The 19564-nt window shown below is 65.1% G+C and carries 13 protein-coding genes; 7 read left to right on the top strand and 6 right to left on the bottom strand.

Annotation, left to right across the window (positions count from 1 at the left end):
* Positions 1–65 precede the first annotated feature (65 nt).
* Complete coding sequence (dnaK, locus tag FJ543_RS16730; RefSeq protein WP_140619792.1) at positions 66–1982, bottom strand: molecular chaperone DnaK; 1917 nt, start codon at positions 1980–1982, stop codon at positions 66–68.
* A gap of 241 nt (positions 1983–2223) precedes the next feature.
* Here dnaK and FJ543_RS16725 point away from each other — a divergent pair, with 241 nt between their 5' ends.
* The 5 genes from FJ543_RS16725 to FJ543_RS16705 all read left to right on the top strand — a co-directional run bounded on the left by FJ543_RS16725 (position 2224) and on the right by FJ543_RS16705 (position 11983).
* Entirely contained in the window at positions 2224–4437 is a 2214-nt protein-coding gene (locus FJ543_RS16725) for a hypothetical protein (RefSeq protein WP_181173989.1), read from the top strand.
* A gap of 10 nt (positions 4438–4447) precedes the next feature.
* On the top strand, positions 4448–8296 hold the full coding sequence (locus FJ543_RS16720) for a DUF11 domain-containing protein (RefSeq protein ID WP_140875998.1): 3849 nt from the start codon (positions 4448–4450) through the stop codon (positions 8294–8296).
* 220 nt (positions 8297–8516) lie between these two features.
* Positions 8517–9194 carry a ribulose-phosphate 3-epimerase gene (gene rpe / locus FJ543_RS16715; RefSeq protein WP_140875996.1) on the top strand — a complete coding sequence of 226 codons (678 nt, stop codon included), beginning with the start codon at positions 8517–8519 and terminating at the stop codon, positions 9192–9194.
* Positions 9195–9563: 369 nt separating this feature from the next.
* Complete coding sequence (locus FJ543_RS16710) at positions 9564–10301, top strand: GntR family transcriptional regulator (RefSeq protein ID WP_015314660.1); 738 nt, start codon at positions 9564–9566, stop codon at positions 10299–10301.
* 155 nt (positions 10302–10456) lie between these two features.
* Positions 10457–11983, top strand: a complete 1527-nt coding sequence (locus FJ543_RS16705; RefSeq protein ID WP_140875994.1) for a malonyl-CoA synthase — start codon at positions 10457–10459, stop codon at positions 11981–11983.
* Positions 11984–12018: 35 nt separating this feature from the next.
* On the opposite strand, the gene FJ543_RS16700 is transcribed toward FJ543_RS16705, so the two are convergent.
* From FJ543_RS16700 to FJ543_RS16680, 5 genes are read right to left on the bottom strand one after another with little or no spacing between them, the layout of a single operon-like run.
* On the bottom strand, positions 12019–13131 hold the full coding sequence (locus FJ543_RS16700) for an NAD(P)/FAD-dependent oxidoreductase (protein ID WP_140875992.1): 1113 nt from the start codon (positions 13129–13131) through the stop codon (positions 12019–12021).
* Between the two features lie 10 nt (positions 13132–13141).
* Positions 13142–14314, bottom strand: a complete 1173-nt coding sequence (gene nagA / locus FJ543_RS16695; protein WP_015314657.1) for an N-acetylglucosamine-6-phosphate deacetylase — start codon at positions 14312–14314, stop codon at positions 13142–13144.
* Entirely contained in the window at positions 14311–15345 is a 1035-nt protein-coding gene (locus FJ543_RS16690) for an SIS domain-containing protein (RefSeq protein WP_140711935.1), read from the bottom strand. Before FJ543_RS16690 ends, nagA begins: the two co-directional genes overlap by 4 nt.
* A complete protein-coding gene (locus tag FJ543_RS16685; RefSeq protein ID WP_140619779.1) occupies positions 15342–16124 on the bottom strand; it encodes a GntR family transcriptional regulator in 783 nt (260 codons plus the stop codon). The genes FJ543_RS16690 and FJ543_RS16685 overlap by 4 nt, the downstream gene beginning before the upstream one ends.
* Complete coding sequence (locus tag FJ543_RS16680; protein ID WP_140711933.1) at positions 16121–17002, bottom strand: N-acetylglucosamine kinase; 882 nt, start codon at positions 17000–17002, stop codon at positions 16121–16123. The genes FJ543_RS16685 and FJ543_RS16680 overlap by 4 nt, the downstream gene beginning before the upstream one ends.
* A 199-nt stretch (positions 17003–17201) precedes the next feature.
* On the opposite strand from FJ543_RS16680, the gene FJ543_RS16675 reads away from it, so the two are divergent.
* Both FJ543_RS16675 and FJ543_RS16670 read left to right on the top strand, forming a co-directional pair.
* A complete protein-coding gene (locus tag FJ543_RS16675; protein ID WP_140875990.1) occupies positions 17202–18110 on the top strand; it encodes an N-acetylmuramic acid 6-phosphate etherase in 909 nt (302 codons plus the stop codon).
* Positions 18111–18269: 159 nt separating this feature from the next.
* The gene (locus tag FJ543_RS16670; protein ID WP_015314652.1) at positions 18270–19529 is read left to right on the top strand and encodes an ABC transporter substrate-binding protein; all 1260 of its coding nucleotides are present in this window, start codon (positions 18270–18272) and stop codon (positions 19527–19529) included.
* Positions 19530–19564: the final 35 nt, after the last annotated feature.

Genomic DNA, 19564 nt, shown 5'->3' with positions numbered 1-19564 from the left:
AGCGAGGGTTGCAAAAAAGCCCGGCCTTGCGCCGGGCTTTTCGCATTATCTTGTCGTCAAGCCGCTCAGGCCGACTTCTTCTTGTCGTCGTCTTCGTCGATTTCTTCGAAATCGGCGTCGACCACGTCAGAGTCCTTGGCGGCATCCGCCTTGGCGTCGGCTTCCGCCGCTTCCTTCTGCGAGGCCTCGTACATGGCCTGGCCAAGCTTCATGGAAGCTTCGGCAAGCACCTGGCTCTTGGCCTCGATGTCGGCCGGATCATCGCCCTCGGCAGCGGCCTTCAGCGCCGCGATCGCGTCCGAAATCGCCGTGCGCTCGGTCTCCGAGACCTTGTCGCCATATTCCTTCAGCGACTTCTCCGACGAATGCACCAGCGCTTCGGCCTGATTGCGGGCCTCGACCACGGCGCGACGCTTCTTGTCGGTATCGGCATTGGCCTCGGCATCCTTGACCATCTTCTCGATGTCGGCGTCGGAAAGTCCACCCGAAGCCTGGATGCGGATCTGGTGCTCCTTGCCGGTGCCCTTGTCCTTGGCCGAGACGTTGACGATGCCGTTGGCGTCGATGTCGAACGTGACCTCGATCTGCGGCACGCCGCGCGGCGCCGGCGGAATGCCGACCAAGTCGAACTGGCCGAGCGCCTTGTTGTCGGCGGCCATTTCACGCTCGCCCTGGAAGACGCGGATGGTCACGGCGGACTGGCTGTCTTCGGCCGTCGAGAACACCTGGCTCTTCTTGGTCGGGATCGTCGTGTTGCGCTCGATCAGCCGGGTGAACACGCCGCCCAGCGTCTCGATGCCGAGCGACAGCGGCGTCACGTCGAGCAACAGCACGTCCTTGACGTCGCCCTGCAGCACGCCGGCCTGGATGGCGGCACCGAGTGCGACGACCTCATCCGGGTTGACGCCCTTGTGCGGCTCCTTGCCGAAGAACTGCTTCACGATCTCCTGGATCTTGGGCATGCGGGTCATGCCGCCGACCAGGACCACTTCGTCGATCTCGCCAGCCTTCAAGCCGGCATCCTTGAGCGCCGCCTTGCAGGGCTCGATGGTGCGCTGGACGAGGTCTTCGACCAGGCTTTCGAACTTGGCGCGCGTAAGCTTGAGCGTCAGGTGCTTCGGTCCGGTCGCGTCGGCGGTGATGAAGGGCAGGTTGATTTCGGTCTGCGTCGTCGACGACAGCTCGATCTTGGCCTTTTCGGCCGCCTCCTTGAGGCGCTGCAGGGCGAGCTTGTCGTTCTTCAGGTCGATGCCCTGTTCCTTCTTGAACTCGGCCGCCAGATACTCGACCAGGCGCATGTCGAAGTCCTCGCCGCCGAGGAACGTGTCGCCATTGGTCGACTTCACCTCGAACACGCCGTCGCCGATTTCGAGCACCGAAATGTCGAAGGTGCCGCCGCCAAGGTCGTAGACGGCAATGGTCTTGCCTTCCTTCTTGTCGAGGCCATAGGCGAGCGCTGCCGCTGTCGGCTCGTTGATGATGCGCAGCACTTCCAGGCCGGCGATCTTGCCGGCGTCCTTGGTGGCCTGGCGCTGGGCGTCGTTGAAATAGGCCGGAACGGTGATGACCGCCTTCTCGACCTTCTCGCCGAGATAGGCCTCCGCCGTTTCCTTCATCTTCTGCAGGATCATGGCCGAGATCTGCGAGGGCGACTGCTTCTTGCCGCCGGCCTCGACCCAGGCATCGCCATTGTCGCCCTTGACGATCTTGTAGGGGACAAGCTTCTTGTCCTTCTCCGTCACCGGATCGTCATAGCGGCGGCCGATCAGGCGCTTGACCGCGAAGATGGTGTTTTCAGGATTGGTGACCGCCTGGCGCTTGGCCGGCTGGCCAACGAGACGTTCGCCGTCGCCCGAGATGGCGACGATGGAAGGCGTCGTGCGCGCGCCTTCCGCATTCTCGATTACCTTCGGCTCCTTGCCATCCATGATGGCGATGCACGAGTTGGTGGTGCCGAGATCGATACCGATTACTTTTGCCATTTTTCTAGTCTCTCCGCTAAGCAGGCTCTCAGGACCCGGTAAGGCGTTCCGACGAAAGCCCCTGTTCACAAGAAATACCGTCCACCCACCGGTTCTCCGGCGCCGCACGGCTTGGCGCGTATATAAGAACAGGCGGCATCGCGCGCAAGCATTCTGCGCAACGCTTCCATGAACCTTTCCGCGCCGGCCCGCGACTGATGTCCAGGTGCCGCATGGTGCGGCCCCGGAAAGGCAGCCCCCCATGACCAGCAACCCAGAGACTCCATGGTCTCCGGGACCAACAGGAGCTCGGCGCGACCACCGCCTTCGGGACGGGGTCGATGCGCTGGGCTTCCCGCTGATTCCGTTGACCCTGCGCAGGAGCAGGCGTATCGTCACTATGAGGAAAGCAGACAATTCGATCAGGGAAGAACGAGCCGGACCACCGCGCCTTGCCCTGATTTGCGCGGCAAGTCCGGACGTCTCTCCCCTGGACTACGGGGGTAGTGTCATGTCTCGCATCCGCGGCGCGTTCGTGCCTTTTTTTGAGTTCGACAACCGCTTGCGCGGTGCATTGCAGGCCGGCGGCCTGCTGGCTCTGGCGCTTGCCGCCAGCCTGTGGCTGGGCGCCGCCGCCCAAGCGCAGGAAACCCAGATCATCTATCCAGGCTCGATGGCGGTCACCGGCTTTCCCGGCACCGTCATCCCCAATGTCGACGAGGGACTGCCGCCCGGCGTCGATCCGGTCGACGAGACCTTCATCGACATCTCGCGCGCCACCTTGCGCGTCTTCGACGTTTCACACCTGGGTGGTCCGGCTTCGGGCCAGCTCGTTTTCACGCCGCCGCCTTTCGAGGTGACAGCAGGCCAGATCGGTGAGGTGTTCGGCCTCACCTATGATGACGGCGTGCGCGACGGTGTGCCGTCTGGCGTTCCCAACCTCTATGCCGCCGCCACCTCGCTGCATGGCATTGAGATCGTCACGCCGGACGCAGACAAGGACGGCAGGCCGGAGCGGCAGCGCCGCGGCACGGCGGGCGCCACCTTCATGGAGGGCCAGTTCGGCACCGAAAACGGCGGCGGGCCGGGCACCATCTGGAAGATCGACGGCATCACCGGCCAGGTCGCCAAATTCGCCGACATCGACAGCAACAGCGGACCCGGCATCGGCAATATCACCTTCGATCCCGTCCACCGGCAGTTCTTTGCCTCCGATCTCGACACCGGCCTGATCCATCGCATCGACGCCGACGGCAGACTGGTCGACACGTTCGACCATGGCGTCGCCGGCCGGCCGGCGCATGGGCTGGCCCCGGTCGCCGACGATGGCGCGGTGATGGACGTACAGGGCGCGGCCTTCGACACCGAGGACCCCGACAGCTGGGGCTACACCGAGGACGAGCGCCGCGTCTGGGCCGTCTCCTATCATGGCGGCCGGCTCTATTATTCGGTTGGCGAAAAGTCGGAAATCTGGTCGGTGGGCATTGCCCGCGACGGCACCTTCGCCGGCGATCCCCGCTGGGAATTGACTGTGAAGGCCGACAAGGACTACGCCGTCACCGACATCGCCTTCGACAACAGCGGCTTCATGTATCTCGCCCAGCGCGGCCCGATCGAAAACCGCTATGATTACAGCCGCTTCGCCGATTCCGGCAAGGGCGAGGTCATCCGCTACTTCAGGGAAAATCCCGACGATCCCTCGACGGAATCGGTCTGGGTGGAAGCGCCGCAGGAATATGCCGTCGGCTTCCCGCAAGGCAACAGGCAGTCGGCCGGCGGCGTCGACCTGCAATATGGCTACGATGCCGACGGCAATCTCGACACCTCGGTCTGCACCCAGACCTTGGTCAACACAGGCGACAAATTGCGCGACAACCCCGAGTTCGCCGAAAAGCTCGCCGAGGGCGGGCCGCTTGCCGTGCACGGCGTGCAGATCACGCCCAAGGAGCTGGTCAAGCCGGCCAACGTGCCGCCCTTCGGCTCCTGGTTCGTCGATTTCGACGGCTATTTCGAGGATCCCGAAGTGGAAGGCCATGTCGGCGACGTCGCCGTCTGGCATCCCTGCGAGGGCCGTGCCGGCTATTATCAGGAAATACCGGGCGGTTATGAGCCCCCCTTCTACCCGCCGGATTTCCCGCCGCCGGGCAATCTGCCTCCCTGTCTCGATGTCGAGAACGTGCAGTATTACTGCACGCCGCGCGGTCTCGAGGCCGATCTCTATCTCCATGACCATGCCGGCTTCGGCGGTGATTCGATCAAGGCCCAATCCAGGACGCCAGGCGTCGCGGTGACCTCACCTATGTCACATGCGCCGGGCAAGCCTTACACGATCGACATCACCGGCCACTATCCGGGCGACAGAGTGGATGTTGGACTCTGCTTCTACAGGAAGTCCGACAAGGACAAGGGTGGCTACTACCCTTGCTGCAAGATGACCTTGCCGCTCCGGACCCCAGCCGTCAGCTGCGAACGTTGAGGAGGCAAAGATGAACAGTCTTGCCCCATCCCCGCTCGCGGCCAAATCCCCAAAAACCGTCATGGAGACGATCATGAAACCCCTGTCACTCGCCAGGCGCGGCGCGCGCTGGCTGATGGCGGCCGGGATCGCGGTCGCCCTTGCGCCCGCACTGCCGGCATCCGCCGCCCAGGCCGTCCAGGCTGTCACCAGCCAGGATGTGCAGCCGCTGCAGCTCGACAATCCGCGCATCATCAACCCGGAATCCGGACGTGTCGTGCCGTTCTTCACCAAGACCGGTGGCCAGCGCAGTTGCGACTATGTCTTCTATACCTTGACCTTCGGACTGCGCGGCAATCCGCAAGGCCTTGCCAATCCGGCCCTCGAGGCGGCGCTGAAGAAAGCCAAGCTCGACTTCAGGGACCAGCTTCCGCACGGTCTTTCGATCGTCAATGTGACCGTCTCCGGCGACGGCACCGATGCATCGGGTGGGGCCTTGCCGGGCGCTGTCGTCAGCAATTCGGCCGGCCCCAACGACACGGCAACGGTTTCCGATTTCCGGATTTCCGCCAGCGATCTCGATGGCTCGGGCGCACTGAACGAACGCGTCATCACCTTCCGCATCACCGCCAAGATCGACCACGCCGCGTTTCCAGCGCCGGTCAACGTCGACAACCAGGGCACGATCAAGGTCACCGGCGGCATCGGCACGGGCACCATCATCCCGTCGCAGGATCCGGGCAAGCCGGACGACGGCAACATCGCGACCGGGGAAAAGACCTCGATCCGGATCGACCTCACCAAATGCGACAAGCAACCTCCGCCTCCAACCGACCATGAGTGTTTCAAGGTCGAACGCGGCACGGTCGACTGCGTGCCCGGCGGCGGCGCCTTCATCTACCACATGCCTGTCGGCCCCGAGATGGGCGGCAAATGGGTGCAGGTGTCGACGACCTCGCCAGGCATCAGCATCATCCCCGACACCCAGAAGGTGCCGGCGGGCGGCGGCGTGCTCAACTGGAAGATCGTCGGCGCGTCACCCGGCGACGTCATCCACCTCATCGTCACCGGTATCGAGACCTATGCCGGACCGAAGGAGGGCTGGGGCCTGTGCTGCACGCAAACCATCGACATCGTCATCCCGCGTGACCAGAGGTGCCCACCCAGGGATAAGGAACCGGACCTCAAGGTTGAAAAGCATGCCGACGTCACACGCTGCACGATGGGCGGCGGCTGCGACTTCACCATCCGGGTCACCAATGTCGGCACAGCGCCTTACAACGGTAAGATCGTGCTCGACGAGGTGACGCTGCCGGCCGGCTCGACGATGAGTTCAGGGCCCAATTCGCCCTGGGTCTGCGCGCCGGGAACCACCCCGATGACGTGCACCTACCCGGTGACCACGCTCGCTCCGGGAGCCTTTGTCGACCTCAAGCTCGGCTTCAAGCCGGCCGGAGGCTGGCAAGGCAGCGTGCTGCGCAACTGCGCCACCTACAATTACGGCGCCAGCGGCAAGCCGCTGTTCGGCAGCCAGGCCAATGACCGGGGCTGCGCGTCGATCCCGATCTGCCGGCGCGGCGACCGCAATCCGGATTGCCAGCCGCCGGTCGAGAAGAAGGTCGACCTGATTCTCAAGAAGCGTGCCCGCACCGAAGTCTGCACCGCCGACGGCGTCTGCACCTTCATCATCGACATCATCAACAACGGCACATCGACCTACAATGGGCCGCTGACGGTGATCGACAACTACCCCGCCGGCGCGCCGGCGTCCTCCACCTTCGGCCCGAGCCCGCCCTGGACATGCGGCCCCAACGGCCCCGGCCAGTTCCGTTGCGACAATGCCGGCATCTCGCTGCCCGCGGGCGCCTCGACACCGATCTTCGTCAAGGCGGTCATGCCGGCCGGCTACCGGTCCGACACGGTCGAGAACTGCGCCGAGGTGAAGGCCATCCCCGGTGAGGTCGATCTCACCAACAACAAGGCCTGCGCCAAGGAACGCATCCGCCGTCCCAACAGCGGCCAGCCGACCTTGCGCATCACCAAGGTGTGCAACGGTTCGCTGGCCGGCGCGGCGCTGGTGTCCTGCCGCATCACCGTCGCCAATGTCGGCACGGCTGCCCCCACCGGTCCGGTGCGGGTCAACGATGCCGCCACGCTGGTGTCGGGCGGAGCGCCTGTCCAGATCCAGACCGTAACCCCTGACGGCGCGGAATGGGCATGCGGACCGGTTCCGGCCAATGCGTTGTCGTGCCAGATACCAGGCGCCGTCATGACGCCCGGAATCTCCAGGCACTTCGACGTGACGGTTTCGGCCAATGGCGAATTCGAGAACTGCGCGCGCGGCTCCTATGGGCCGGCGCAGGGCGACGACGTCGTCTATCCGATCGGCCAAGCCTGCGCCAGGGGCGGCGGCTCCTCGACCATCCGTGTCGAGAAGACCGGCGACCGCGAATGCAGGCTGGGCCAGCCCTGCTCGTTCGACATCACCATCACCAATGACGGAACGAGCCCCTTCTCGGGCCCGGTCCGCATCGGCGACGCGATCGGCGTCGATGGGCTTGGCCGGCTGGAAGGCGTCGCGATCACTTCGATCGAGCCGCCCTTCGGCTGTTCGCCGGAACCGACGACCTTGCCGGCCTCCTGCATCGCCAACCTGACGCTCGGCGCCGGCGAAAGCCGCTCGCACCGTGTGACCGTGGTCATCCCCGACGATGGGCGTCTTGCCAACCTGCAGGGCAACGTCAACGGCCGGAACTGCGTTGGGGTGCTCTCTCCCGACACACGGGTGCAGGGCGGCGGCGACGTGCTGTCCAACGACGCGACCAACGTGCAGGGCGATCGCGGCAGGGCCTATGCGTGCCATCCCTTCATCATCACGCATGAGGTAAAGAACCAGTGCTCGCCGGGCTTCGTCATGAACGATGCCGGCCGCTGCGTCTGCCCGGAAGGCACCACCTTCCGCAACGGGCAATGCACCAACCTTCTGCCGCTGCCACCTCCGCCGCGCTGCGTGCTGCTCGAAGGCCAGATCCGCACCGAGGACGGACGTTGCGTCTGCCCGCGCGGCACGGAGCTGGAGAACGGAAAATGCGTCGGGACCGACAAGCCCGAGCAGTGCACCATCCGTGGTCAGTTCCACAATGCGGACGGGGACTGTGTCTGCCCGCAAGGCACCGAGGTGCGAGACCGGGCCTGCCGCCAGATCCGGCCAAAGCCGCAGCAGTGCCGCATTCCTGGCCAGGTCCGCAATGCCGATGGCGATTGCGTCTGCCCGCAAGGCACCGAGATGCGCAATGGCGCCTGCCGTCCGGTCCGGCCGAAGCCCGAGCAGTGCACCATCCGTGGCCAGGTCCACAATGCGGACGGGGACTGCGTCTGCCCGCAAGGCACAGAGATGCGAGACCGGGCCTGCCGGCCGATCAGGCCGAAGCCTGACCAATGCACCATCCGTGGCCAGGTCCATGACTCCGACGGCAATTGCGTTTGCCCGAGGGGTACCGAGGTGCAAGGCAATGCCTGTCGGCGCAAGCAGCCGCAGTTGGAGCAGTGCGACATACGCGGCCAGGTCCACAACAAGCGCGGCGAATGCGTCTGCCCGCGTGGGACCGAGGTGATCGACGGCGCATGCCGCAAGCCCAGGCAAGAGAGCGAATGCGCGCCGGGCTCGCAGATGGTCAACGGCCAGTGCCAGCCGATCTTCACGCGGCACTGTCCGGAAGGCATGGTCGGGCGGTATCCGAACTGCCGGCCGATGCGCGGGCAGCCATCGCTGGAAATCGATCCGGGCCAGTTGCTGCAATTGCTGCCGCGGCGCAGGCAGCCGATCGACCAGCAGCAGGACCCGGTGCCAAACAGGGTGCTGAAGCTTCAGCAGCAATAGGCACCCGCGCGACGCCAAACGAAGACCCGCTGGAGCAATCCGGCGGGTCTTTCTTCATGATCCAGGCAGGCGGAGGTTGGCGGCGACAGGATAGGGAACGCCGCGACGTTACCCCTGCCTGTGGAACCGCTGTACTGGCGCCCTCGACAAGTCCGCGGGAGCGCTTTAGGCAGTCGGTACGCAGCGATCGTATCAAAAGGGCGCCCGGAAAGGCCGCGAGATGAGCAAAAAAACCTTGATCGCACCGTCGGTGCTGGCATCGGATTTCTCGAAGCTCGGTGACGAGGTCGAGGCGGTGGCGGCGGCCGGTGCTGACTGGATCCATCTCGACGTGATGGATGGGCATTTCGTGCCAAACATCACCTTCGGCCCGCCTGTCATCAAGGCGATCCGCAATCGCACCAAGGCCTTTTTCGACTGCCACCTGATGATCGCGCCAGCCGATCCCTACCTCGCCGCCTTTGCCGAAGCCGGCTGCGACGGCATGACGGTGCATGCCGAGGCCGGGCCGCATCTCGACCGCTCGCTGCAGACAATCAGGAACCTCGGCAAGAAGGCGGGCGTCTCGCTCAATCCGGCGACGCCGGAAACGGCGATCGAATATGTGCTCGACCGGCTCGACCTGATCCTGATCATGACCGTCAATCCGGGTTTCGGCGGGCAGGCTTTCATCCCGGCGATGGTCGACAAGGTGAGAAGGATCAAGGCGCTGATCGGTGACCGGCCGATCCGCATCGAGATCGACGGAGGCGTCTCGCCGGAAACCGCCCCCTTGGTCACCGCTGCCGGCGCCGACGTGCTGGTGGCCGGTGCTGCCATCTTCAGGGGTGGCAGTGTCGAGGCCTACCGCGTCAATATCGAAGCGATCAGGGCGGCGGCCGACAAGGCCGCCGGCTGACACAGCGCGGTCATTCCGACACCAATTGCTACGGATCGGCGTCGTTGTACATCCGAATCAGGTTGCGCGACGATCTGATTCGGGCAGTCGTCCGCTGTCTTTGCGCGCGACAGAAAAGATGCTCGCATGGGAGCACAAGAAACAGATGATCCTGCGTGCATACAAAACACGTTAAACTTCTGCTGGTTGTAGAAATATTCGAATTCTCGCGATCGGCCCCGCGGATTGGGTATATTCCATTGTCCTAAAGTACAATAGCGCGATCTTCTGCTTGAGTGCCGGAAGCGTCACGCTATATGGTACGCGTACGGAGAGAGAATCTCGGACTCGAATTGCCCAAGACGACAGTAAGGGGACAAGGAGTCGCTTTTGACATACGGAGCTGCCAATCTGAACGACGACGGCACAGGAGCCAAGAGCACGCTTGCCAGCACGGTCTATCACCAATTGCGTGATGATCTTCTCAGCGGCGCTCTTGAAACCGAAAGCAAGCTGCGCGTCGAGTGGGTCGTTTCCAAGTATGGCGCCGGTGCCTCTCCGGTTCGTGAAGCCCTCAATCGCCTTGCCTCCGAAGGTCTCCTTGGCCGCCATGACCAGCGTGGCTTTTTCATCATGCCGGTCAGCGCGACGGAACTCGAGGAACTGACGCGCACGCGCTGCTGGCTCGAGGAGCGGGCGCTGCGCGAATCCATTGCCCACCGCACCGCCGAATGGGAAGAACAATTGGTGCTGGCGCTGCATCGCCTGGGGCGGGCCTCACGGCTTTCACCGCAAAGTAGCTCGTCGCTCAATCCGGAGTGGGAGAAAGTGCATCGCACTTTCCATCGGGTGCTGATCTCGGCGTGCCGGTCGCACTGGCTGGTTGGTTTCTGCGACCAGCTTTCCGATCACGCCTACCGCTACAGGCAAATGGCCAATGACGGGGAGAGCATCCAGCGCGACGATTTCGCCGAACACCGGCTGATTGCTGAAAATGCGCTGGACGGCAATGCGGATGGTGCCGTCCAGGCCCTGATCGATCACTACCAGCTGACCGCCGCCATGTGCATGGAACGCTTCAGGCAAGGCGAGGCACCCGCCGGTCCGGGTAAGCGCGCCCAGCGTTGACGGCTGTTTGGTCGGCGCTCTCTGCCGTCCCATCCCTCGAATCTTTTCGGTGGACGCCGGGCAGCCGGCTGCGGCCTTGACGGCAGGGCTGGGAAACGCGAACTCTTCGTCGCGTGCCGCCCAAGATCGCGGCCGGCGCCACCTGGGAAGATTTCATGAGCAATCATCTGTTCGATGCGTTCCGGTCCCGGATGCCGGCGCCTGGGCGTCTGTTGATGGAAACCGATGATGGACGCTCGCTCACCTATGGCGACATGCTGGCACGGTCGGCGCAGCTTGCGCATGCGCTCCTGCAAATGGATGTCGCGCCCGGCGACCGGGTTGCCGTGCAGGTCGAGAAGAGCCCGGAGATGGTTTTGCTCTATCTCGCCTGCGTGCGCGCCGGCGCCGTCTTCCTGCCGCTCAACACCGCCTATACGCTGGCCGAGCTCGGCTATTTCTTTGGGGATGCCGCACCTCGGGTGATCGTCTGCGATCCGGCACGGTCGGCGGACATCCGTGGGATGGTCGAGCCGTCCGGTGCCGTCGTGGTCACGCTCGACCGCGGTGGCCAGGGATCCCTCGCGGACCAGGCATCGCGTCAGTCTTCCGAGTTCCACGATGTGGAGCGCGGCGCGGACGACCTTGCGGCGATCCTCTACACGTCGGGAACGACCGGCCGTTCGAAAGGCGCCATGCTCAGCCACGAGAATCTCGCCTCGAACGCACGGGTGCTGGTCGAGCAATGGCGTTTCACCAGGGATGACGTGCTGATCCACGCACTGCCGGTTTTCCACACGCACGGCCTGTTCGTCGCCACCAACGTCACCCTGATGGCCGGCGCCTCGATGCTGTTCGAGCAGAAATTCGACGCGGGCCGCATCGTCTCGCTGCTGCCGCGCGCCACCGCGCTGATGGGCGTGCCGACCTTCTACACCAGGCTGCTGCAGCAGGACGGGCTGGATCGCGAGGCGGCGAAAAACATCCGGCTGTTCGTGTCTGGTTCGGCGCCGCTGCTGGCCGAAACGCACAAGGCCTGGCGTGAGCGCACCGGCCACGCCATCCTCGAGCGCTATGGCATGACCGAGACCAACATGAACACCTCCAATCCCTATGAGGGCGAGCGGCGCGCCGGCACGGTCGGCCTTCCCTTGCCCGGCGTGTCGCTGCGCATCGCCGATCCCGATTCCGGCAAGCCGCTCGCCCAGGGCGAGGTCGGCATGATCGAGGTCAAGGGTCCGAACGTGTTCGGCGGCTACTGGCGCATGCCGGAAAAGACCAAGGCGGAATTCCGCGCCGACGGCTTCTTCATCACCGGCGACCTCGGCATGATCGACGCCGACGGCTACGTCCACATTGTCGGTCGCGGCAAGGACCTGATCATCTCAGGCGGCTACAACGTCTATCCGAAGGAGCTCGAAAGCGAGATCGACGCGCTCGACGGCGTCCTGGAAAGCGCCGTCATCGGCCTTGCCCATCCGGACTTCGGCGAAGGCGTCACCGCGGTCGTCGTACGCTCGCCCGCGTCGCGGATCAGCGCGGCCGAGATTCTCGACGCCATCACCGGCCGCATGGCAAAGTACAAGCATCCCAAACGGGTGATCTTCGTCGACGACCTGCCGCGCAACACGATGGGCAAGGTGCAGAAGAGCCTTTTGCGCGACAGCTACAAGGATCTCTACGTATCAAATAAAGCCGGCTAAGCAGATGTCGCGCTCCGGCGCGCGCGAACGCTGGCTCAGGTCGGGTACAACAGTTCGGCGACATGGTCGGCGATGGCCAGGCTCGCCGTCAGGCCGGGGCTCTCGATGCCGAACAGATTGACGATCCGGCCCACGCCGTGATCGGCCGGTCCCTGAATCACGAAGTCCGCCGCTGGCTGTCCGGGGCCCGAGAGCTTCGGCCGGATGCCGGCATAGGCCGGCTGCAGGGCGCCATCCGCGAGATCGGGCCAATAGCGGCGGATCGCCTCGTAGAAGACGGCGCTTCGGCCGGGGTCGACGGTGTAATCCACGCTGTCGATCCATTCGACATCGGGGCCAAAGCGCGCATTGCCGGCGAGGTCGAGCGTCAGGTGGACGCCGAGGCCCCCTTCGACCGGAACCGGATAGATCAGCCGCGAAAACGGCGACCGCCCGGGAAGCGCGAAATAATTGCCACGCGCCAGCCACTGCCGGGGGATGAGATCCCTTGGGAAACCCTCGATCCGACTGGCCACGGCCTGCGCATCCAGGCCGGCTGCATTGACGAAAGCGCCGGCCTCCACGGCAAAGGTCTCGCCATTGGCGTCGCGCGTGTCGATCCGAATCCCATCGGCTTCGATCGCCGCCCCGGCAACGCCGGTGAGGAAAGCGAAGGACGCGCCTGCGGCTTCAGCGTCACCGCGCAGCGAAAGCATCAGCGCGTGGCTGTCGACAATGCCCGTCGATGGCGACAGCAGCGCGCCGGCGCATCTCAGCGCCGGCTCCAGGCTTTCGGCCTCGGCGCGTGTCAAAAGCGCGAGATCGTCGACCCCGCAGCGTTTCGCATTGGCCTCGATCGCCCGCAGCCCGTCCGTCTGGCCGGGTTCGCTGGCGACGATCAGCTTGCCGGCGCGGCGATGGCCGACAGTGTGTTCGGCGCAGTATGCATAGAGCTGCCGGCGCCCTTCGACGCACAGCCGGGCCTTCAGGCTGCCGGGCGCATAATAGAGCCCGGCATGGATGACTTCGGAATTGCGCGAGCTGGTGACGGTGCCGATCGCGTCGGCCTTTTCGATCACCACCACCTCGCGGCTCGACAAGGCAAGTGCCCTGGCGACGGCAAGCCCGACGACGCCTGCTCCGGCGACGACACAATCGATTGTCTGCATGGCCTCGCTCTCAGCGCGGAGCGGCAGCCTCGAACACCTTGTCGCCGCCGATCCAGACGCTTCCTATGTCAAGATTGTCCGACAGCGCAACGATGTCGGCCGCCGTGCCATTGGCGAAGCGGCCAAGCCGGTGCGACTGGCCGATCGCCTGGGCCGGGTAGAGCGAGGCCATGCGCAAGACTTCGGAAAGCTCGAGCCCGACAGTGCGGTGCATGAACCGGATGGCCGAGATCATGTCGAGGTCGGCACCGGCCAGGGTCCCGTCGGCAAGCCTGAGGCTGCCATCCCTGCGGTAGATGGTGCGGCCGTTGAGCGTGAACGAACTCATCTCGGTGCCGATCGTCGCCATCGCGTCGGTGACCAGCACGATCCTGCCCGGTCCCTGTTTGGCGTCGAGCGCGATCCTGATCGTGGCGGGGTGGACATGGATGCCGTCGGCGATCAGCCCCGCCGACAAGGCGCCGATGTCGATCGCGGCGCCCGCCAGCCCGGGCTCGCGGTTGCCGATCTGGCTCATCGCGTTGAACAGGTGCGTGACGACGCTGGCGCCGGCCTCGGCAAAGGCTTTAGCCGTGGCATGGCCAGTGTCGGAATGGCCGAGGCTGACGATGATCCCGGCCTTGGCCAAGGCCTTGACGCGGGCAGGATCGACGGATTCCGGCGCGATCGTGGTGAGCAGCACCGGCAGCTTCTGGCGCGCCGCGATCAGCATGGCCTGGTCGGCGTCCGTCATCGGCCGGATCAGCGCCGGATCATGCGCACCCTTGCGGGCAATCGACAGATGCGGACCTTCCAGGTGCAGGCCGAGGAAACCCGGCACTTTTTGCAGCGCTGCCGCTTCGCCGGCGGCAATCGCGGCGGCCGTGATTGCGGGCGTGTCGGTGATCAGCGTCGGCAGCAGCGCCGTCGTGCCGAACGGCGCGTGCGCACGGCAGATGGTCTCGATCGAGGCGACATCGGGATGATCGTTGAGCATCACACCGCCGCCGCCATTGACCTGGATGTCGACGAAGCCCGGCACCAGCATGCCGCCGCCGGTGTCGACGGCACGGATATCCCCGGGCAGCGCGCCTTGCGGCAGCATGGCTTCGACGAGGCCGTCGCGCACGACAAGGGCCGCGCCTTCGTGCCAGTCGTCGCCGTCGAAGATGCGGGCGCCGGTCAGGGCAAAACGGTCGCTCATACGGTCTCCGTCACCTTGCGAAGGTTGCGCGGCGCGTCCGGATCGAGGCCGCGATGGCGGGCAAAGGCCTCGACGAACATGTAGAAGGAGACGATCAGCGTCAGCGGATCGGTCAGCGGGTGACCGGTGGCGACATGCGGCAGGCGCGTGGCGCGGTTGGCGAGCGCCGAGGTGACGAAAACCGGCGCGCCCTTGGCCGCCAGGCTGTCGGCGGCGTCGGCGACCGAGGGCTCGGACGCGTCGCGAGCGGCCAGCGCCAGCACCGGAAAGTCGGGGCCGATCAGCGCCAGCGGGCCATGCATGACTTCGGCCGCGCTATAAGCCTCGGCATGAATGCCGCAGGTCTCCTTGAACTTCAGCGCCGCCTCGTTTGCCATCGCCGCCGACGGACCGCGGCCGAGAATGAACAGCGACTTCTGCTTCTCGATCGTCTCGGCCAGCACGCTCATCCAGTCGCAGGCGATCGCCTTGCCGAAATGCTCGGGCAGGCGGGCCAGGGCCGCGAGAAGCGCGTCGTCGCCGGTCGAATGCGCCATCAGGGCAAGACCGGCAACGGCGGAATTGATGAAGGTCTTGGTTGCCGCGACGCTGCGCTCCGGCCCGGCGAGTATGTCTATCGCATAGTCCGAGGCGCGCGCGAGCGGCGAATCGGCGGTGTTGGTGACGGCAATGGTCAGCGCGCCGCCGGCTCGTGCGGTTTCGGCCATCGCGACAATGTCGGGGCTCTTGCCCGACTGCGAGATCGCCAGGCAGGCCGAGCCGTCAAGCCGGAGCTTGCGGCCATAGATCGAGGCGATCGACGGTCCGACCGAGGCGACGGCAAGGCCCGCGGTCAATTCGACGGCATATTTCATGAAGGTGGCGGCATGATCGGACGAGCCTCGCGCCACGGTGACGACGAAATGCGGGTCGCGCTCCTTGATACCGCGCCCTGCTTCGGCCAGCACGGCACCGGAGCCGTCGAGCAGGCGGGCGACGGCTTGCGGGATCTCCTCGATCTCGCGCTGCATATGCGTGGTGTTGGCGATCATGATCGGCCCTCTTCGCTCGGCCCTGTCAGCCGCAGTTCGGCGACGAAATCATAGGCGTCGCCCCGGTAGATGGAGCGGGTGAACTCGATCACCTTGCCGCTCGCCAGGTAGGAAATACGCTCGATATGCAGGCCGGCAATGCCCGGCGGCACTTCGAGCAGGCGCGCATCGCCCTCGCCGAGATTGGCGGCGGAGATGCGCTGCACCGCGCGCACCGGCCTGTTGCCGGTCAATTCCAGCGCCGCGTAGAGCGAGGAGCCAATTCCAGCCGGGTCCGGCAGCACGCTGGCCGACAGCGAAGCGCGTTCGATCGCCAGCGGCGTGTCGTTGGCGATGCGCAGGCGCGCCACGCGCGCCACCAGTTCGCTCGACGACAGGCCAAGCACCATCATCTCGTCGGGCGAGGGCGCGTAAAGGCCACGGTCGAGCCAGGCCGAGCGCACCGCCATGCCGCGCCGCGCCATGTCTTCGGTGAAGGAGGTCAGCCGCGACAGCGACTGCTCGACGCGCTCCATGCGCGGCGCCACGAAGGTGCCCGAGCCATGGCGCTGCACCAATATGCCACCCTTGACCAGATCTTGCACCGCCTTGCGCACGGTGACGCGCGAAATGTCGGCCTTGGTGGCGATGTCGCGCTCGGAAGGCAGCGCGTCGCCCGGGCCGATCAGGCCGCGATTGACGGCGTCCTCGATGCTTTTCCTGAGCTGCAGGTAAAGCGGCGCGCCGCTTTGCGAGGATTGTTTGAGCGTGGCGAAGATCTGGTCGGCGGCATCGCTCATCGCGCAGCCTCCGCGCGCCCAGCGAAAAGGCGTGCCGCCATCTGCACGGCACCGCCTAGCGCATCGTCGAGCGGTTCCTTCAGCAGGGCGCGGTAGCGCGCCGACAGGCGCGGCGCATAGAGCGGCGCCAGCCCGCCGAGCAGGCAGAGCGGTGCTCCGGCGGCGAGGTCGAGCGCGCCAAGCGAGGCCTCGACATCGGCGACCGCCTTGTCGAGGATCCAGTTGGCGACAATGTCGCCTTTTTGCGCGTGCTCGAACACTTTCGGCGCGAAGCCGCCAAAATCGCCGGGCTTGGCGTTGGTGGTGAACTCGACGACGTCCTCGGGATTGTTGCGGAAAACGGCCATCATGCTGTCGGTCAGCGGCGAGGCCTGGCGCACGCCATCATGCGCGAGCAGGGTCTGCTCCAGCAGGTCGCGGCCGATGCGGGCGCCGCTGCCCTGGTCGCCGACCTGGAATCCCCAGCCGCCGATGGCGCGCGATTTGCCATCCCTGCGCGCCATATAGGCGGTGCCGGTGCCCAGGATCGCCATCGCGCCGTCACCGGAACCGACCGCGCCTTCGAGCGCGATCTCCGCATCGGTCTCCACGCGGCTGGTGCTGAACGGCAGGATCGCCTCGAGCTGCTGCCGGTAAGTGCCGACATTGGCGCCGGCAAGGCCGAGGATGGCGGGTGTTTGCGGGATCAGGTCCGGATCTTGCCCGGCGGCGATGAAAGCCTGCCGCGCCGCATCGACGATGTTCGAGCGGGCGCCGGTGAGATCGGTGCGGATGTTGGCGGCGCCGCTTTTGGCGCGGCCGACAACAGCGCCGTCCGCCGTTGCCAGTGCGGCCCTGCAGCTGGTGCCGCCGCCATCGATACCGAGCACGAATTTCACGCGATTTCTCCTCCGGCAGGATAATACCAATAAAATACCAATAGCCAAGAGTTAATTTCCGTTTCAAAAAGATTAAGCCGTATTTTATTGAAAAGCTTCCGCAATTCGTCGGCTTAGCGATTTCCTGACTGCGAATTCGTTAATGCATGTGGACAAGTGGTATTTTTTTGGTATTGTTTTGTGGATCGGAGGAACTGGGATGGCCGAAACGCGCACCGAAGCGCTGCATGGGAATGCCGAGGGGCTGGATATCCAGGCTCCCGAAGTCATCCTTGCTTCGCTGGCCGATGCGCAGGTCGAGGCCGCCAAAGCGGTCCGCAACGCCATTCCCTCCATCGCCAGGGCAGCCGAGATCATTGCCGGCCGCCTGAGCGGCGGCGGCAAGCTTGCCTATGCCGCGGCCGGCAGCTCCGGCCTGATGGCGCTGGCCGATGCGCTGGAATTGCCGGGCACGTTCGGCATCCAGCGCGACCGCGTCGCCATCCTGATCGCCGGCGGCAACGACGCCTTGAGGACACTGGCCGGCGGGCCCGAGGACGACGCCGAGGAGGCCACGACGGCGGTTGCCAATGCGGGTGTCGGCGTGGGCGATTGCCTGATCGCCCTCTCCGCCAGCGGCACGACGCCCTATGCGGTGGGCGCCATCGAGGAGGCGCGGCGCCGGGGAGCCGCCACCATCGGCATCGCCAACAACAGGGGTTCGGCTCTGCTCCAGCAGGCCGACACCGCCATCCTGCTCGAGACACCGCCGGAAGTGATCGCCGGCTCGACCCGCATGGGCGCCGGAACGGCGCAGAAGATCGCGCTCAACATGCTGTCGACGCTGACCGCCGTTCATCTTGGCCATGTCCATGACGGTTACATGGTCAACCTCATGGCCGATAACATGAAGCTGCGCGACCGGGCGGCGCGCATCGTCGCCGCCGTCAGCGGCCGCAGCCAGGAAGAGGCCGCCAGCCTGCTCGAAAAGAGCGGCGGCGCGGTCAAGACAGCCATTCTGCTCGCCGCCGGCGCCGACAGCGCCGATGCGGCGCGCAAGATACTGGAACGGACAGGCCAGAAGCTGCGGCCAGCCCTTTCCGTGCTGGGGCATGATCCCGAGAAGTGAAAACCGCTTTTCGGAAAAGATCATGCTCGAACAAAGAAATAGGCCAGTTTCATTCCCGATTCCCATCGGGGTGAAACGGGCTTGCGAGGGGAACAAGGGCACCAAAGCCTAGGTTCTCATCAAAACCGAACCTGAAAAAGGTCAACAGGGAGACTGAGCATGACAACGAAACTACTGACGGCACTGCTTCTGGGCACCAGCATTCTCGGCTCGGCCGGATTGGCTCACGCCGAGGACGTAACGCTCAACATCGAAAGCTGGCGCGGCGACGACCTTGCCATCTGGAAGGACAAGCTGATCCCAGCGTTCGAAGCCAAGAACCCCGGCATCAAGGTGGTGTTCGCCCCATCGGCCCCGACCGAATATGACGCCGCCCTCGGCGCCAAGCTCGCCGCCGGTTCGGCGGGCGACCTGATCACCTGCCGCCCGTTCGACAAGTCGCTCGAACTGTTCAAGAAGGGCAACCTTGCCGACCTGTCGGCGCTGCCCGGCATGGAAAACTTCTCGCCGGTCGCAAAGTCCGCCTGGCAGACCGATGACGGCAAGGCGAGCTTCTGCGTGCCGATGGCATCCGTCATCCATGGCTTCATCTACAACAAGGACGCCTTCGACAAGCTTGGCATCAAGGTGCCTCAGACCCGAGACGAATTCTTCGCCGCGCTCGACAAGATCAAGGCCGACGGCACCTATATCCCGATGGCGATGGGCACCAAGGACCTCTGGGAAGCCGCGACCATGGGCTACCAGAACATCGGCCCCAACTACTGGAAGGGCGAGGACGGCCGCAAGGCGCTGATCAAGGGCGATCAGAAGCTGACCGACAAGGACTGGGTCGCGCCGTATGAGGAACTGGCCAAGTGGAAGCCTTACCTGGGCGACGGCTTCGAGGCCCAGACCTATCCGGACAGCCAGAACCTGTTCACGCTCGGCCGCGCCGCCATCTACCCGGCCGGCTCGTGGGAAATCGGCCTGTTCAACACCCAGGCCCAGTTCAAGATGGGCGCCTTCCCACCGCCGGTCGAGAAGGCCGGCGACACCTGCTACATCTCCGACCATACCGATATCGGCATGGGCCTGAACGCAGCCTCCAAGCACGCGGACGCGGCCAAGACCTTCCTGTCCTGGGTGGCCTCGCCTGACTTCGCCACCATCTACGCCAACGCGCTGCCGGGCTTCTTCAGCCTGAACTCCTCGCCGGTGAAGATGGAAGACCCGCTGGCGCAGGAATTCGTCTCCTGGCGCGGCAAGTGCAAGTCGACGATCCGCTCGACCTACCAGATCCTGTCGCGCGGTACGCCGAACCTCGAAAACGAGACCTGGGTTGAATCGGCCAACGTCATCAACGGCACCGATACGCCCGAAGCCGCGGCCAAGAAGCTGCAGACCGGTCTCGACAGCTGGTATAAGCCGGCCAAGTAAGAGCTCAGGCAGCGGAGCCGGCTGGGCGCATGCCC

Source organism: Mesorhizobium sp. B2-5-7, from assembly GCF_006440875.1.
Taxonomy (GTDB): Bacteria; Pseudomonadota; Alphaproteobacteria; order Rhizobiales; family Rhizobiaceae; genus Mesorhizobium; species Mesorhizobium australicum.
The sequence above is the reverse complement of the archived record's forward strand: the minus strand, read 5'-3'. Positions and strand labels throughout refer to the sequence as shown.